This window comes from Streptomyces sp. NPDC037054 (genome assembly GCF_055606745.1).
Window position 1 is genome coordinate 15,118 of the sequence record NZ_JBVJSJ010000022.1, and the last position, 15,679, is coordinate 30,796.

12 protein-coding genes are annotated in these 15,679 nt (G+C 74.3%); all 12 read right to left on the reverse strand.

Going from position 1 to position 15,679, the window contains the following annotated elements; genetic code table 11:
• Positions 1-27 precede the first annotated feature (27 nt).
• On the reverse strand, positions 28-1,416 hold the full coding sequence (locus ACZ7D7_RS33385; protein ID WP_470829267.1) for a dihydrolipoamide acetyltransferase family protein: 1,389 nt from the start codon (positions 1,414-1,416) through the stop codon (positions 28-30).
• Entirely contained in the window at positions 1,413-2,381 is a 969-nt protein-coding gene (locus tag ACZ7D7_RS33390) for an alpha-ketoacid dehydrogenase subunit beta (protein ID WP_470829298.1), read from the reverse strand. The genes ACZ7D7_RS33385 and ACZ7D7_RS33390 overlap by 4 nt, the downstream gene beginning before the upstream one ends.
• A gap of 119 nt (positions 2,382-2,500) precedes the next feature.
• Positions 2,501-3,682 carry a thiamine pyrophosphate-dependent dehydrogenase E1 component subunit alpha gene (locus ACZ7D7_RS33395; RefSeq protein ID WP_470829268.1) on the reverse strand — a complete coding sequence of 394 codons (1,182 nt, stop codon included), beginning with the start codon at positions 3,680-3,682 and terminating at the stop codon, positions 2,501-2,503.
• Positions 3,679-4,914, reverse strand: a complete 1,236-nt coding sequence (locus ACZ7D7_RS33400) for an MFS transporter (RefSeq protein ID WP_470829270.1) — start codon at positions 4,912-4,914, stop codon at positions 3,679-3,681. Before ACZ7D7_RS33400 ends, ACZ7D7_RS33395 begins: the two co-directional genes overlap by 4 nt.
• Complete coding sequence (locus ACZ7D7_RS33405; protein ID WP_470829272.1) at positions 4,911-6,251, reverse strand: YlbE family protein; 1,341 nt, start codon at positions 6,249-6,251, stop codon at positions 4,911-4,913. Before ACZ7D7_RS33405 ends, ACZ7D7_RS33400 begins: the two co-directional genes overlap by 4 nt.
• Positions 6,248-7,594 (reverse strand): ATP-grasp domain-containing protein, encoded by a 1,347-nt coding sequence (locus ACZ7D7_RS33410; protein ID WP_470829274.1) that lies wholly within the window; start codon positions 7,592-7,594, stop codon positions 6,248-6,250. The genes ACZ7D7_RS33405 and ACZ7D7_RS33410 overlap by 4 nt, the downstream gene beginning before the upstream one ends.
• Before the next feature lie 2 nt (positions 7,595-7,596).
• Positions 7,597-8,613, reverse strand: a complete 1,017-nt coding sequence (locus tag ACZ7D7_RS33415; RefSeq protein WP_470829276.1) for an aspartyl/asparaginyl beta-hydroxylase domain-containing protein — start codon at positions 8,611-8,613, stop codon at positions 7,597-7,599.
• A 32-nt stretch (positions 8,614-8,645) separates the two neighbouring features.
• Complete coding sequence (asnB, locus tag ACZ7D7_RS33420) at positions 8,646-10,517, reverse strand: asparagine synthase (glutamine-hydrolyzing) (protein ID WP_470829277.1); 1,872 nt, start codon at positions 10,515-10,517, stop codon at positions 8,646-8,648.
• 3 nt (positions 10,518-10,520) lie between these two features.
• A complete protein-coding gene (locus tag ACZ7D7_RS33425; RefSeq protein WP_470829279.1) occupies positions 10,521-11,801 on the reverse strand; it encodes a phenylacetate--CoA ligase family protein in 1,281 nt (426 codons plus the stop codon).
• A gap of 117 nt (positions 11,802-11,918) precedes the next feature.
• Positions 11,919-12,944 carry a 2,3-diaminopropionate biosynthesis protein SbnB gene (gene sbnB, locus ACZ7D7_RS33430; RefSeq protein WP_470829281.1) on the reverse strand — a complete coding sequence of 342 codons (1,026 nt, stop codon included), beginning with the start codon at positions 12,942-12,944 and terminating at the stop codon, positions 11,919-11,921.
• 181 nt (positions 12,945-13,125) lie between these two features.
• Complete coding sequence (gene sbnA / locus ACZ7D7_RS33435) at positions 13,126-14,112, reverse strand: 2,3-diaminopropionate biosynthesis protein SbnA (protein WP_470829283.1); 987 nt, start codon at positions 14,110-14,112, stop codon at positions 13,126-13,128.
• Positions 14,113-14,156: 44 nt separating this feature from the next.
• A complete protein-coding gene (locus ACZ7D7_RS33440) occupies positions 14,157-15,677 on the reverse strand; it encodes a M20/M25/M40 family metallo-hydrolase (RefSeq protein WP_470829285.1) in 1,521 nt (506 codons plus the stop codon).
• Positions 15,678-15,679 lie beyond the last annotated feature (2 nt).

Here is a 15,679-nt window from a genome sequence, read left to right on the forward strand (position 1 = left end):
CACATGGAGCAGGGGCGGGCGGGTGGTTCAGAGGTCGGCGAGGGCCAGGGCGGGGTTCTCGGCGTGGTCGGCGACGTGCCGCAGGAAGCCTCCGGCGGTCTCGCCGTCACAGACGCGGTGGTCGAAGACGAGCGCGAACTGGGCGACCTTGCGGACGGTCAGGGCGCCGTCGACGACCCAGGGACGGTCGAGGACCCGGCCGACGCCGAGGATCCCGGCCTCGGGCGGGTTGAGGAGCGGGGAGCTGCCGTCGACGCCGAAGCCCCCGTAGTTGTTGAGCGTGAAGGTGGAACCGGTCAGCTCGGCCGGGGGCAGCTCGCCCGCCCTGGCCGCGCCCACCAGCCGGGTGATCTCGCGGTGCGTCTCCCGGGCGGTGAGCCGTCCGGCGTGGCGGACGACGGGGACGAGGAGACCGCGCGGGGTGCGGGCGGCGATGCCGAGGTGCACGTCGGCGTACCGCACGATGTCGTCGCCCTCGACGGAGGCGTTGAGTTCGGGGAAGCGGCGCAGTCCGGAGGCGGTGATCCGGGCGAGCAGGGCGAGCAGTCCGGGCGCCTCGTCGGATCGGGAGCGCAGGGTGTCGCGGAGCCGTACGAGGCCGGTCACGTCCGCGTCGACCCATACGGTGGCGGTGGGGACGGCGGCGGAGCGGGTGAGCCGCTCGGCGATGGTCCGGCGGACGCCGGTGAGGGGCACGCGGGCGGTCACCGCGGTCCGGGCGGGTTCGGGGGTGGCGGCGGAAACGGGTGTGGTGGTGGCGGATACCGGGGTGGTGGCGCCTGTGGGCGCGGCGGTCTCGACGTCCCGGCGGGTGATGAGCCCTCCGGGGCCGGTGCCGTCGACGGTCCGCAGGTCGAGCCCGCGCTCGGCGGCCAGTCGGCGGACGACGGGCGAGAGGACCGCGGGCGCGTGGGCGGGGCCGGCGGCCTGGCGGGCAGGGAGGGTGTGGCGTACGGCGGAGGGGAGCCGGACGGTGGCGGTACGGGCCGGGGTGCCGTCCCGCGCGTCCCGGCGTGCGTCGGGCCGGTCGGCGCGCCGGGCCCGATCCGGCCCGCGGGGTGCCGTCGTGCGGCGGCGCCGGCGGCCCTTGGCGTCACCCTGCGGCGCCGTTCCGTAGCCGACGAGGACGTTGCCGGAGCCCTTCGCCGGCTCGTCGCCCGCCGGCTCGTCGCCCGCGGGGTCGCCGACCGTGAGGAGCGGGGCGTCGACGGAGACGGTGCCGCCCTCGGGGGCGTGCAGGGCGACGACGACACCGGCGTGCGGCGACGGGACCTCGACGGCGGACTTGGCGGTCTCCACCTCCACGACGGGCTGGTCGACGGCGACCGTGTCCCCGACGGCGACGAGCCAGCGGACGATCTCCGCGTCCACCAGGCCCTCCCCCAGGTCGGGGAGCCGGAACTCGCGCGGGCTCATGCGCCGTCCTCCCACTGCAGTGCGTCGACGGCGTCGAGGATCCGGTCGACGTCGGGAAGGTGGTGGCGCTCCAGCTTCGGCGGCGGATACGGGATGTGGAGGCCCGTCACCCGCCGGACGGGGGCATGGAGGTGGTGGAAGCAGCGCTCGGTGACGCGGGCCGCGATCTCGGAGGAGACCGAGGCGACCCCGGACGCCTCGGCGACCACGACGGCGCGGCCGGTGCGCCGTACGCACTCGACGACGGTCTCCTCGTCGAAGGGAGCGACACTGCGCAGGTCGACGACCTCCAGGTCGCGGCCCTCCTCCGCGGCGGCCTCCGCGGCTGCCAGGGCGACCGGCACGCAGGGCCCGTAGGCGATGAGCGTGGCGTCCTCGCCCGCGCGGCGTACGGCGGCCGTGCCGATCGGTTCCGTACGGGCCGGGAGGGCGGCGTCCTCCCGGGACCAGTAGAGGCGCTTGGGCTCCAGGAAGACGACGGGGTCGGGGTGGTCGATCGCGTCGCGCAGCAGGCTGTAGGCGTCGGCGACCGTGGCGGGGGCGACGACGGTGAGCCCGGCGGTGTGCGCGTAGTAGGCCTCGGAGGAGTCGCTGTGGTGCTCGACGCCGCCGATCCCGCCCCCGTACGGCACGCGGATGACCATGGGGAGGGGGAGCCGGCCGCGGGTGCGGTTGCGCATCTTGGCGACGTGTCCGACGACCTGCTCGAACGCGGGGAGGGCGAAGGCGTCGAACTGCATCTCCACGACCGGCCGGAAGCCGTTCATCGCCATGCCGACGGCCATGCCGACGATCGCGGACTCGGCGAGCGGGGTGTCGAAGCAGCGTTCGGCGCCGAAGGCGGACTGGAGGCCGTCGGTGATGCGGAACACCCCGCCCAGGCGGCCGACGTCCTCGCCGAAGACCACGACGGAGTCGTCCGAGGCCATGGCGTGCAGGAGGGCGCGGTTCAGGGCCTCGGCCATCGAGGTCGGGCGGACGGCGGGCACGGCGCCGGCGGCCGGGCGCGGGTCCTGCGAAGGCGCGGCGGCCGGTGGCGGCGCGGCCGGTATCGCGGGGCGTGCGCCGCTCTCGGTCACGAGGGTCATGGGGTGTCGTCCTCCCGTTCGAGTTCCCACAGCAACAGCTCGCGGTCCCGGGCGAGTTGGGCGGAGTCGTCCGCCGTCACCTCGCGCAGGAGCGCCTCGGCCGACGGGGGTTCGGAGCGGACGAGGCCGGTGCGCAGCGCGGCCGCGCGTTCCTCGGCCTCGTCGGCGGCGGCCCGGATGTCGTCCTCGGTGAGCAGTCCGCGCTCGGTGAGGTAGGTCTCCAGCCGGGCGATCGGGTCGCGGTGGCGCCACCGGGCCACCTCGCCGGCGTCGCGGTAGCGGCCGTCGTCGTCGGCGTTCGAGTGCGGCTCCATGCGGTAGGTGTGGGCCTCCACGAGCGTGGGGCCCTCGCCGCGGCGGGCGCGCTCGACGGCGTGGCGCAGGACGCCGAGGACGGCGGCCACGTCGTTGCCGTCGACGCGTTCGCCGGGCATGCCGTAGCCGATGCCCTTGTGGGCGAGGGAGGGCGCGGCCGTCTGCCGGTCCAGCGGTACGGAGATCGCGTAGGCGTTGTTCTGGACGAGGAACGCGACGGGCGCCTTGAAGACCGCGGCGAAGTTGAGCGCCTCGTGGAAGTCGCCCTCGCTGGTGGCGCCGTCCCCGATGAGGACGAGGGCGACGGTGTCCTCGCCGCGCAGGCGGGCGGCGTGGGCGAGGCCGACGGCGTGCGGCGCCTGGGTGGCGAGGGGCGTGCACTGGGGGGCGATGCGGTGGGCGACCGGGTCGTAGCCGCAGTGCCAGTCGCCGCGCATGAGGGTGAGGGTCTCCACCGGGTCGACGCCCCGGGTCATGACCGCCACGCAGTCGCGGTACGTGGGGAACAGCCAGTCCCGGGGGCCGAGGGCCAGGGCGGCGCCGATCTGGCAGGCCTCCTGGCCGAGCGAGGACGGGTAGACCGCGAGTTCGCCCTGCTTGGCCAGGTTGGTGGCCTGCTGGTCGAGGCGCCGGCCCACGACGAGCGCGCGGTGGGCGGCGACCAGTTCGGTGTCGTCCGGCACGGGGTACGGGCGGGGCCCGGGCCCGGCCGCCCGGCCGTCGGCGTCGACGAACGACACGGGCCGGGCGGACGGCAGCAGCGCGTACTCGGGCGGCTCCTGGGCGGCGGGCGCCGCCGCCCCCCTGCCGGGCGCCGCCGTCCCGGCGTCCGGCGCTGTCGCGGGCGCTGTGGCCGAGGTCATGGCGTCGTCGCCTCCTTCTCCAGCCGCAGGACGTTGAGCAGGGCGAGGACGGCGAGTGCGGCGCCGGTGACGAAGACCGCCGTGAGGCTCGCGCGGTCGACGATGAGGCCGCCGATGAGCGAGCCGAGGCCGACGGAGACGTTGAAGCCCAGGACGAACAGCGAGGTCGCCGCCTCGGGCGAGTCGCCCGCGTACGTGAACACCACGGTCTGGACGCACACGGGGACGGCGGTGAAGGACAGGCCCCACAGCACCAGGAGCAGGTAGACGCCCGGCTGGAACGTGCCGACGGCGAGCAGCGCGACGAGCGTCGCCGCGAGCCCGGCGATGGCGACGAGCAGCGTGCCGCGCAGGTTGCGGGCGGCAGCGGCGCCGCCGACGAAGTTGCCGGCCACACCGGCGACGCCGTACACGAGGAGCATCGTGCTGATCAGCTTCGGGTCGATGCCGGCCCGGTCCTCCAGGTAGGGGGCGAGGTACGTGTACGCGGCGAAGTGCCCGGCGACGACCAGCACGGTGATGACGATCGCGGTGAGGATGTTGCGGTCCCGCAGCAGGCGGGGCAGGTCCGCCACGCGTGCGGCGTTGCGCGAGGGGAGCTTGGGCAGCAGGACGGCGGCGGCGACCAGGAAGACGGCGCCGAGTCCGGCGATGGAGTGGAAGACGGTGCGCCAGTCGGTGAGTTCGCCGATGAACGTGCCGAGCGGGACGCCGACGACGGAGGCCACGGAGATGCCGCCGAAGACGACGGAGGTGGCCCGGACCGCGTCCTTCGGCGCGACGAGGCGCAGGGCGATGCTCGCGGCGATGGACCACATGAGGCCGTGGGCGAAGCCCAGGACGACCCGGGCGGCCATCAGCACGGCGAAGTTCGGGGCGAGTGCGGTGAGTTCGTTGCCCGCGATGAGGACGAGGGCCAGCACGAGCATCAGGGCCCGCCGGTCGACGGTGCGGGTGAAGCTCGTCATGAAGGGGGCGGCGAGACCGGCGATGCCGCCGAACAGGGTCACCGCGAGGCCGGTGGTACCGGTGGTGACGTCCAGGTCGGGGCCGATGGCCGTGAGCAGGCCGATGGGGACCATCTCGGTCGTCGTGAACGCGAACACGGCGAGGGAGATGGAGACGGTGGCCAGCCAGTGGCGCGGCGAGGTGCGCTCGGCGGTGGCCGGGGCGGCCGCCGCGGCGGTGGTTTCGGTGACGGTCCCGGACCGGGGGTCGGTCGAGTGGGTCATGCGTGGTCCTCGGGGATCTCGGAGGTGCCGGTGGTGTCGTCGGTGTCGTCGAGGGTGTGCAGGGCGTCGAGCGCGGCCCTGAACGGGTCCAGCGGGGGAAGGAACAGCCCGGCCCCGATGTGCCCTCCGTCGCGGTGGGAGGCGCCCATGTGGATCACCGGCGGGATGCCGGTGTCGGCGACGAGGCGGGCGTCGATGCCGGTGGGCGTGCCGCGGAAGCGGAGGAACGGGATGCGGTAGACGGGGTGTTCGGCGAGGGTGATGCGGTACATCCGGTCGGTCTGCTCGACCATCCCCTCGGGCGAGCCGGCCGCGTAGTCCTGCAGGGGCATGGCGGCCGCGGCGGCCATCCCGCCGAGGCCGATGGTCTCGGTGATGGTGCTCTCGCCGCCCATGAAGGCGAGGTCGTCGGGCGTGAAGCCGTCGAACAGCTTGATGGGGAGGCTGGTGATGGGCGGCAGCGGGTGGCGGAACCAGCGGGGGCCGGTGCCGGAGAGCCGCAGCGCGAACTCCTTCTCGCTGACGGTCATCGCGGTGACGACGCTGCTGCCCGGGATGCCGGACGCGGCGTCGGCGGCGGCCTTGCCCGCGGCCATCGACAGGTGCAGGAAGAAGTAGTCGGACTCGGTGAGGAACACGGAGAGGCCCAGCGCCCGCCGGTCGTCGATGACGCCCCGCGCGGCGAGCAGCGCCTCCTGGATGCGGGCCCGGAAGATCAGCGACGCCGCGATGTTGCGGCTGTGCAGGTCGTCGCCCATGTTGAGGGCCCGCCGGATGACGGGCTTGAGGGGGATGCCGCCGACGGAGCGGACGGCGTCGGCGAGCGTGGGCGCGATGACGTCCCGCACGTGGGCCATCTGCCGCAGGACGGCCTCGTTGCAGACGCCGAAGGTCAGGGACTCGCGGGCGATGCCCTCGTTCATCCGGCAGTGCCCGGTGGTGCCGTTGGCCTGGTCGCGGACGACGAGGACGGGCATGGACGCCGAGCAGACGCCGCTGACGGAGCCCACGGCGCCGTGGTCGTGGCAGGGCGCGAGCCGGATGTCGCCGGACGCGAGGCGGGCGTCGGCCTCCTCGGCGGTGGCGGCCAGGCCTTCGAAGAGGACGGCGCCGATGACGGCGTTGCGCTGGCCTCCGGTGTAGGCGGACCAGTCCATGGGCGCGCCGGAGGTGAGGATGGTGTGCGGGGTCATGCCGGGGAGGACCTCGCCGGCGGGGCGGACGTCCACCAGGACGGGCTCGGACGTGACGATCCGGCGCACCGCCTCCTCGTTGGCGCGGCGGCGTCGTTCCTCGCGGCCGTCGGCGGGGGCCACCGTGTCCGTGGCGGTCGTCATGGGGTGCTCCTGTTCGGGTGGGTGCTGACGCGGACGGTCTTGGCGAACCGTTCGGCGACGGCGTGGACGTCCTCGTCCTCGGGCGCGTCGACGACGATCGAGACGGCGCGCCCGCCGGAGTCGGTGAGGTCGCCGAGCGTGTCGCCGCTGTCGCGGGTGACGATCACGGCGCAGAGCCGGGGCGGTGCGCCGGACGTGGTGGGGACGAACTCGGGCCAGGCGCCGTCGCGGGTGATCCAGCGCACGGGTGTGCCGTCGCAGACCACGTCGGCGAGTTCGCCGTGCGGATGGTCGAGGTAGACCTGCCGGGCCCGGCGGCGCGGGGGCGCGACCAGGGGCCGCTCCCCCAGGGCCAGGTCCAGGAGCGCGGGCTCCAGGGGCCGGCCGGTGGCGAGGTGCCACAGCTTGGTGATGGCGTCGCCGGGCGGGCGGACGGCGACCTCCATCAGGACGACGCCGTCGGGGCCGAGGCGGAACTCGGCGTGGCTCATGCCGGTGCCGAAGCCGATGGCGTCGAGCAGGCGCGCGTTGGCGTCGAGGAGGCGTGCCTCGTCCGCCGCGCCGAGGGCGGGGGCGGGAGAGGTGTGGCCGGTCTCGGTGAAGTAGCGCGTCGCGCACTCGTTGGTGTCCTTGGCGGTGATGCCCGCCCAGACGGTCTCGCCGGCGCACACCAGGGCCTCGACGGAGTACTCGGCGCCCCGCGCCCGCTCCTCCAACAGGAGCGTCTCGTCCTGCGGGTAGTGGGCGAGTTCGGTGCGGAGTTCACCGAGGGACTCGACGGCCCGTACGCCCGAACTGGACATCCGCCCGGCCGGCTTGAGGACCGCGGGCAGCGGGACGTCGCCCACGAGGCGGGCGAGCGTGTCGTCGTCGCCGTCGAGGGCCGCGGCACGGGCCTCGGTGCCGAGCTGCGTCCAGCGGGGTGCCAGGGCGGGTGCGGCGAGCCGCTGGAGCACCTTGTTGCGGGAGACCCGCGCGGCGTGCGCGCCGGGGCCGGGCAGCCCCAGCGCCTCGGCGAGGGTGCCGGCGGGTTCGGCGAACACCTCGCCGCAGTTGAGCAGGGCCCGCACGTCGTAGGTGCGCAGCAGGCCGTGGACGGCGCCGACCAGGGTGTCGAGCGTGCAGTCGGGCACGTGGACGATTTCGGCGACGCGCGACAGGGGGTGGTCCGGGTCGGCGCGGTGCCGGGCGAGCCGGTCGGCCGGGGTCTCGGGGCCGACGACGGTCAGGACGGCCAGGCCGCGGCGCTCGGCGTCGGTGAGGAGCTGGAGGTGACGGCAGATCACCACCAGGTCGGTGACGAGGAGCAGGGCGGGGGGCCTGCCATGGGGTGGTGCGGTCATGGTCACCGCCCGTCGGTGCGGCCCGGCACCGCCGGGACCGACCGCTCGGTGACGGACCGGCCGTCGCGGATCCGCAGCACGGCGTGCGGCTGCCGGCCCTCCAGGAACAGCTGGAGGGTGCGCTCCTCGCTCCAGCCTGCGAGGCGGTACTCGTTCGCGTCGATGTGGACGAGGGCGTACGGCTGGCCGGTCCCCTGGTCGAGGACGAGCTGGGTGCCGTCGTCGCGGACGCGGACCCGCGTCCAGGGCTGGTCCACGTCGAGGGTGCCGTCCTCCTCCCACAGCGGGAACGCCGCGGGGACGTCGAAGGAGCACTCCAGGCGGGCCCGCTCCTCGGCGCGCTGGCCGCAGGAGGGCCGGTTGTACAGGACTTCGCCGGTGGCGAAGAACTCCTGCCACTCCTCGGGGAAGGCCCGGACGAGGCCGGGCGTGACCAGGGCGTCGACGACGAGGTGCACGCGGGGTTCGGGGCCGGTGTTCTCCACGTGGTGGACCCGGCTGAAGTCGCCGAACCAGAACTCGCCGGGCTGCCAGCGGTGGGTGACGCCGTCCAGGACGAGCAGCGCCCGGGGGTTGGTGGTGACGGGCACGTGGAGCCGGGCGACGCCCCAGCGCGGGCCGTACTTGGGGTCGGTGTGGTCGATGCCGACGGTGTCGGTGCCGAGCGCCATGAAGCGGACCGCGTGGAGCGGCGCGGGGATGGAGTCGAGGACCTCGCGGACGTACGGCATGCGGTCGAGCCATTCGGTGGGCGCGAAGTCGCGGGGGCCGGGGCCGCCGGGGTCGGTGCGGGTGCCGTCGCCGCCGGGGCTGCGCAGTGCGAGGCAGCGCCAGTCGACGTCGGTGGCGGCGCCGACGCCGGTCTCGGAGTACACGCGCTGCTTCTCCCAGGTGCGATTGCGGACCGCGTCGAGTTCGGCGAGCAGCCGCTCGGGGTCGTAGGTCGCGTTCAGCCGCGCGGCCTCGGCGGGCATGGCGACGGTGGCCGCCGTGCGGACGGATTCGGGAGCGGTGGTCATGGTGGGTCCTTTCGGGTCCGGGTGGGCAGGCGTCAGCGGACGGCGGCGGGCTGGAGGCGGACCGCGGGCTCCGGGAACGCCTCGGCGTCGGTGTGGAGGCGGTGCCAGCGTTCGAGCATGTAGAGCGTCCACAGGGCGTACGTGTGCTCGGGGCGGAACGCCGTGACGAAGGCGCGCAGGGCGTCGGGGTCGAAGTAGCCGCGCTCCAGGGAGGCTTCGGACAGGAGCGTGTCCTGGATGGCGGGGCGCAGGGCGGTGCCGAGCCAGCTCTCCAGCGGGACGGCCAGCTCCTGCTTGGGCCGGTGGACGACCGACTCCGGCACGTACCGGGCGGCGACCTGCTTCAGCAGGACCTTCTCGTTGCCGTCGACGAGCTTGGCGGCGGCCGGGATGCGGGTGACGTAGTCGACGAGCCGGTGGTCCAGGAGCGGGCTGCGCGGCTCGACGGAGTGCGCCATCGCCATCCGGTCGATCTTGACGAGCTGGGCGTCGGGCAGCCAGAACCCGCAGTCGACCTGCATCACGCGGTCCAGCTCGGGCCGGTGGGCGCCGGTGCGGGCGAAGCGGTCGCGCAGGTGGTTCACCGGGTACCCGGGCAGCAATGCCTTGAAGGCGGGGCTGTAGAGCCGGTCCTTGACGCCGCCGCGCAGGCCGTCGACGAGGACGGCCTGGTAGCGGTCGGCGATGCCGCCGTCGCCGGCCGCCAGGGCCTCGGCGTCGACCTTCGCCGCGTACGCCGGGTCGATGTGCGGCAGGTCCTGGAAGAGCCGGTAGCGCCGGTAGCCGGCGAAGATCTCGTCGGAGCCGTCGCCGGTGAGGACGACGGTGACGTGGTCGCGGGCCAGCCGGTACATGCAGTCCGCGGCGATCGCCGAGGGGAAGGCGTACGGCTCGCCCATGTGCGTGAGGATGCGGTCGACGGACCGCCGCGCGTCCGCGACGCCGATGCGGTACGTGTGGTGCACGGTGCCGCAGTGCTCGGCGACGGCCCGGGCGTACGCCGACTCGTCGAACGCGTCGTGCTCGAACCCGACGGAGAACGTGTGGATGGGGCGGCCCAGTTGCCGCGCCGCGACGGCCACCACGAGGCTGGAGTCCAGTCCGCCGCTGAGCATGGCGCCCAGCGGCACCTCGGCCTCCAGCCGGTCGGCGACGGCCCGCTGCAGGAGCGCGTCGACGGTGTCGACGGCGCGGCGCGGGTCCACGGCCTCCGCCGGGTCGGCGGTGAAGTCGAACTGCCAGTAGCGGCGCCGTTTCTCGGGCTGCCCGGCCTCGAAGGTGAGGACGGTGCCGGGCTCGGCCTTGCGCACGTCCCGGTAGATGGTGTGCGGGGCGGGCACGACGCGGTAGGAGAGGTACTGGTCGACGGCGAGAGGGTCGACGGCGCGGTCGATGCGGGGGTGGCGCATCAGCGCGTTCAGCTCGGACGCGAAGGCCACGGTGCCGTCGGCGAGCCGGCTGTAGAAGAGGGGCTTCTTGCCCACCCGGTCCGTGACGAGGAGCAGCCGGCCGGTGCGGGTGTCGTGGACGGCGATGGAGTACATGCCGTGGAGCCGGTCGACGAAGTCCTCGCCCAGCTCGTCGTAGAGGACGGGCAGGATGTGGGCGTCGCTGCCGCCGCGCACGGGCCGTCCGCGGTCCGCGAGGTACCGCCGCAGGGAACGGTGGTTGTAGATCTCGCCGTTGAAGACGACGACGATGCCGCGGTCCTCGCTGTACGCGGGCTGGGAGCCGTCGGCCAGGCCGATGACCTTGAGCCGGCACATGCCGAGCGCGGCGCGCGCGTCGTGGTGGTAGCCCTCCTCGTCGGGCCCGCGGTGCGTCATGGCGGCACAGGCCGCTGCCGGGAAGCCGGTGAGGGGGCCGGTGGTGTCGAAGGTGACGGTTCCGGCGATGCCGCACACGGCTCAGCCCTCCTTCACGTCGAAGCGGCGCTTCGCGTGGTCGGCGCGGATGGCGTCGGCGGGGACGGCGAGGACGTCGATGTCGCCGACGAGGCCGGAGTCGATCATCTGCGCGACGTCCGGGGACGCCGCGCGCAGCAGCCGGCGTACGGCGGTCAGTTCCTCGTCCGTGACGCGCTCGCGGACGACCCGGATGCGCAGGCCGTCGGCGTTGGCGACCTCGAAGGGCGCGCCCGGGAACACCTCGGCCATGGCGGAGCAGACGTCGTGGTTGCTGATCCGTTCGCCGTGTTTGAAGTCGCCGCCGAGGCGGCCCTCGATGCGCTCGAAGGCGTAGACCGTGCGGCCGTCGGCGGTGAGGGTGCGCAGTCCGCTGATCATGTCGCCGGTCACGTAGCGCAGAGCGGGGAAGTAGGCGCGGGTGAAGGAGGTCAGCAGCAGGGCACCGCTGCCGCCGCCCGCCGTGCCGCCGGGCTCGTCCGCGTACAGCTCCGCCGGGGGGACGACCTCGGGGAGGATGTGGTCGTGGAAGTGGTAGAGGCCGGTGCGCGCGTTGTGGTGGGCGATCGCGCCGATCTCGATGCTGCCGAAGAGGTCGAGCACATCGCCGTGTCCGATGCCGAAGTGGCGGGCCACCCGGCGACGCCAGTTCTCGGGAGCGAGGTCGCCGACGACCATGATGAAGCGGGGTGATATCCGCAGGCCGGGTGAGCGCATCAGCCGGTCGAGGATCATCGGCATCGTGAACAGCACGTCGGGCCGCCAGGCGTTGAGCCGTTCGACGTGCTGCTCGACGGGGAGCTGGAAGTCGATGTCGTGGGCGAGGAAGCCCATCTCCTCGAAGATCCGCCGGGCGGAGGCGGCGGCGTGGCCGGTGCCGAGGTCGGCCACGGCGGTCGAGCCGGCGGCGAGGTCGCCCGCGAAGTCCTGGAACAGCGCCTTGCGCTGGGCGACGTAGGCGTCGTCGTCGGCGGGGCTGTAGAGGATGCGCTTGCGCCGGCCGGTGGACGTGCCGGAGGTGTGGTACGCGGAGGCGTCGGCGAGGTGGGGGTGGTCGGCGGTGTAGTAGTGCTCGGTGAGCAGGCCGGGGTCGATGACGGGCAGGTCGTGGAGGCGGCCCGAGCCGCGTACGCCGCGGGCGTCGAGCAGCCGCCCGTACCAGGGGAAGCGTTCGGCGTACCGGGCGGCGAGGGCGGCGATGTCGGCCGCGCGCTCGGCACCCCAAGCGGGGTGTCCGGACGGGGAGGCGCCGGAGGGCGCGGAGACTGCGGAGGCTGTGGTCACGGAGGGTTCTCCTCTTCGGGGCCGGTAGCCCGGCGGTGCTTCGGTCCTGTGACGGGGTGGGGCGGCGGTGGCGGGGAGTGTCCGGCGGATCGCGCCGACACGGCTGTGCGGTGCCCTCTAGGCCCAGCGCTCGGTCTCGCCGAAGAAGTCGGGGACGGCGACGGTCAGTCCGCGTGCGGCGGCGGCACGGTAAACCCGCAGGCCGACGGCGAGGTCGAGCACGCCCAGACCGAACGGGGAGAACACGCGCGGCCGGCCCCGGTCGGGCTTGACGTCCCCGCGCAGGACCTGCGCGAGGGTGCCGTCGAGGAAGTCGCGGTGGCCGTAGGCCTGTTCCGCCAGGTGCGGGGAGGTGTTGGCCGTCATGCAGTGGTCGATGTCGTCGAGGATGTTCTGCGACTCGGCGATGATCTCGGGGGCCAGGTCCCGCAGGGACACGTTCAGGACGGTCTGCCCGGCGGTGAACGTCCCGGCCCGGGTGACCCACGGCTCCCCGGCCGTGGTGGCGAAGACGACGACGTCGGCGCCGTCGACGGCCCGTTCGAAGTCGTCCTCGCGCTCGGCCCGGTGGCCCAGCGCGGTGACGTGGCGCCGCAGGGCGTCCGCGTACGCGGGGACGCGGTCGTGGACGACGTACCGCTCGGCGTTCCAGCCCTGCGCGTCGAAGAACTCCACGATGTTGCGGGCGATGACGCCGGCGCCGACGACGGTGATCTGCCGGGCGGTGCGCCCCCCGTGCAGCTCCTCGGCGCCGAGCACCGCGGAGGCGGCGGTGCGCGCCGCGCTGATCTGGGAGGCCTCCAGACAGGCGAAGGGGTAGCCCGTCTCGTAGTCGTTGAGGAGCAGCGCGGCGGAGGCGCGGGGGATGTTGTGGTGGATGTTCCGCGGGAAGCTGGCGATCCACTTGATGCCGGCGACGTCGTGGTCGCCGCCCACGTAGGCGGGCAGGGCGATGATCCGCGCGTCGGGCTTGTCGGGGAAGCGCAGGAAGTAGCTGTTGGGGTTGACGGAGTCGCCGTCGTGGTGGGTGAGGTAGGCGGTGCGGACGGTGTCGACGATCTCGGTACGCGAGTCGGCGATCAGGGACCGGATGGCGGCCCCGCCGACGACCTGGAAGTCGAAGGGGCGCTGCTGGGACGTCATGTGATTCTCCGTCGGGCTGGGGCGGGTCAGGGGGCATTCGGGTGTCGGCCGGGCGCGGGGCGGCACGGGCCGTGGATGTGGGTCAGGGGCGAGGGCGGGGGCCGAGGCGGCCAGAAGCCGGAGGCCGCGGCGGGCACGGGCCGGGGAACGGGTCGGTGGGCGAGCCCGGGTGCGGGACAGGTCAGGCGGACACGGGGCGGCTCTCGTTCCGGATGTGGGCGAGCGTCTCGGGGCCGTAGGTCCGGGCGACCCACGCGTCGTCGTAGACGGTGTGGATGTAGCGGTCCGCCGTGTCGGGCGAGAGGGCCACGACCCGGGCGCCGGGCGGGATGAGCGGGGCGTAACGTTCCACCGCGGCGACCACGGACCCGGTGGACCCGCCGACGGGCAGGCCCCGTTCGGCCGCGAGGCGGCGGCACATGCGGATGGCGTCCGTCTCGGGGACGAGGACGACGTCGTCGACGGCCTCGGGCCTGCACAGCTCCGGGCGGCGGCTGGTGCCGAGCCCCGGGATGTGGCGGGGGCCGGGCGGGTGGCCGAAGGTCACGGACCCGGCCGTGTCCACGGCGATGATCTCCGTACTGGGCGAGAAGGCCCGGAAGTGGCGGATGCAGCCCATCAGCGTGCCGGTGGTGCCGGCGCCGATGAAGAGCCGGTCGACCCGGCCGATGTGTCGCAGAATCGACGTCGCCGTGGAGCGGGCGTGGGCGTCGGGGTTGGAGGGATTGGCGTACTGGTTGAGCCAGATCAGCTTGGGGTCGGCGGCGAGTTCCCGCCGGATGCGGGCGATACGGGTGCCGAGGAAGCCGCCGTTCGCGTCGCGCTCGTCGACCTGGATGACCTCGGCGCCCAGGGCCCGGATGAGCGCGAGGCTCTGCGGGGAGATGTTGGGGTCGGTCACGCAGGTGAAGGCGTAGCCCTTGGCAGCGGCGACGATGGCCAGGGCGATGCCGAGGCTTCCGGACGAGGACTCGATGATGCGGCCGCCGGTCCAGAGCAGGCCGCGCCGCTCGGCGTCCTTGACCATGCCCACGGCCGACTTCAGTTTGATGGAGCCGGCCGGGTTCCATCCCTCGATCTTGAGGAAGGACTCACTGCCGGGGACGAGTCCGTCGAGCCTGACGAATATGTCGTCGGTGATGATTTCGTGCGCGTGCTGAAAGATCACGGATTCCCCGTTCCACCGAAGGGCAGCGCTGGGTCAGCGCCTCGTCAGATGTGCGCGAAGCGGTCCAGGAAAAGCGCTTCCGCAAGGGCTGTGGCGGCGATGTCGCCGGGATTCACGCTCTCGTCGGGCGCGTGGATGCGCGCCTCGGGGTCCTCCACGCCGAACAGCAGGATCTCCGCTTCCGGGTGGAGCCGTTGCAGGGTGCTGCACAGGGCGATGGACCCGCCCGCCCCGATGACGAGGGGCTCGCGCCCGTACGCCTCGGCCATGGCGGCGCTCATGGCGCGGTGCGCCGGCCCGTCGGTGCGGCCGCGGAAGGACGCGCCCGTGGTGATGCGCGTGATGTCCAGGCGGGCGCCGAAGGGCACGGCCCGCCGCAGGTGGGCGGCGAGCATGTCGTGCGCGTGCGCCGGGTCGGTTCCGGGCGGGAGGCGCAGGCTGACCAGCGCCTTGGCGGAGGCCCGCAGGGCGGGGACGGCCTCGTGCGGGGCGGGCCCGTCGACGGCCAGGACCGTCGCGGCGGGCCGCGTCCACAGGCGTTGCGCGGTGGTGCCGGTGCCCATCAGGCGCACGCCGTCGAGCAGCCCTGCGTCCTGCCGGAGCCGGTCCTCCGGGTAGTCGGCCGGAATGGTGGCCGGGTCGGCGGCCGGAATGGGCGGTACGGGCGGCTCCAGGCCGGCCACGGCGGTGTCGCCGTGCTCGTCGTGCAGGGACGCGAGGACCCGGACGAGCGCGGTCATGGCGTCGGGCACCGGCCCACCGAACTGTCCCGAGTGCAGGTCGCCCCGCAGCGTGGACACGGTCACCTCGGCGACCGCCATCCCGCGCAGGGACGTCGTCAGCGTCGGCACGCCGGCCTCGAAGTTGCCGGAGTCCGCGACCAGCACCGCGTCGGGCGTGACCAGTTCGGGCCGCTCGGTGAGGAGCCGCTCCAGGCTGCCTCTGCCCCGCTCCTCGCTGCCCTCCACGAGCACGGTGAGCGACACCGGCGGCGGGTCGCCTTCGGGGAGCGCGGCCCGCAGCGCCCGGAGCGCCGCGAGGTGCATGAGGAGGTTGCCCTTGCAGTCCGCCGCGCCCCTGCCGTACCAGCGGCCGTCCCGCTCGGTGAGCGTGAAGGGCGGCGAGGTCCAGCGGTCGGCGTCGCCCTCGGACACGACGTCGTAGTGCGCGTACAGCACGACTTCGCGGGCGCCGGGCGGGCCGGGCAGCCGGCCGACGACGGTCGTGTTGCCGTCGTCGGTGCGCAGCTGCCGTACGGCGAACCCCTCGGCGGCGAAGGCGTCGGCGACCCACCGTGCGGCCGCCTCGCAGTCCGGCGAGGGCTCGCGTCCGTCACTTGCGACGGACCGCAGGGCCACCAGCTCGGCGAGTTCGCCCCGCAGCCGAGGCATCAACGCCTGGACGGCGGCGGCACACCGGCCGGGGTCGAGGCGCGGGCCGGCGTCGGCACCTCGCGCCGGGTCGCGGCGGGGGCTCAAGTCGGCACCCCGCGCCGGATCGCGGCGGGGGCCGGCGTCGAGGCCTGGGCCGACGTCGCGGCCCGGGGCGGGGCTCGTGCGCGCCACGG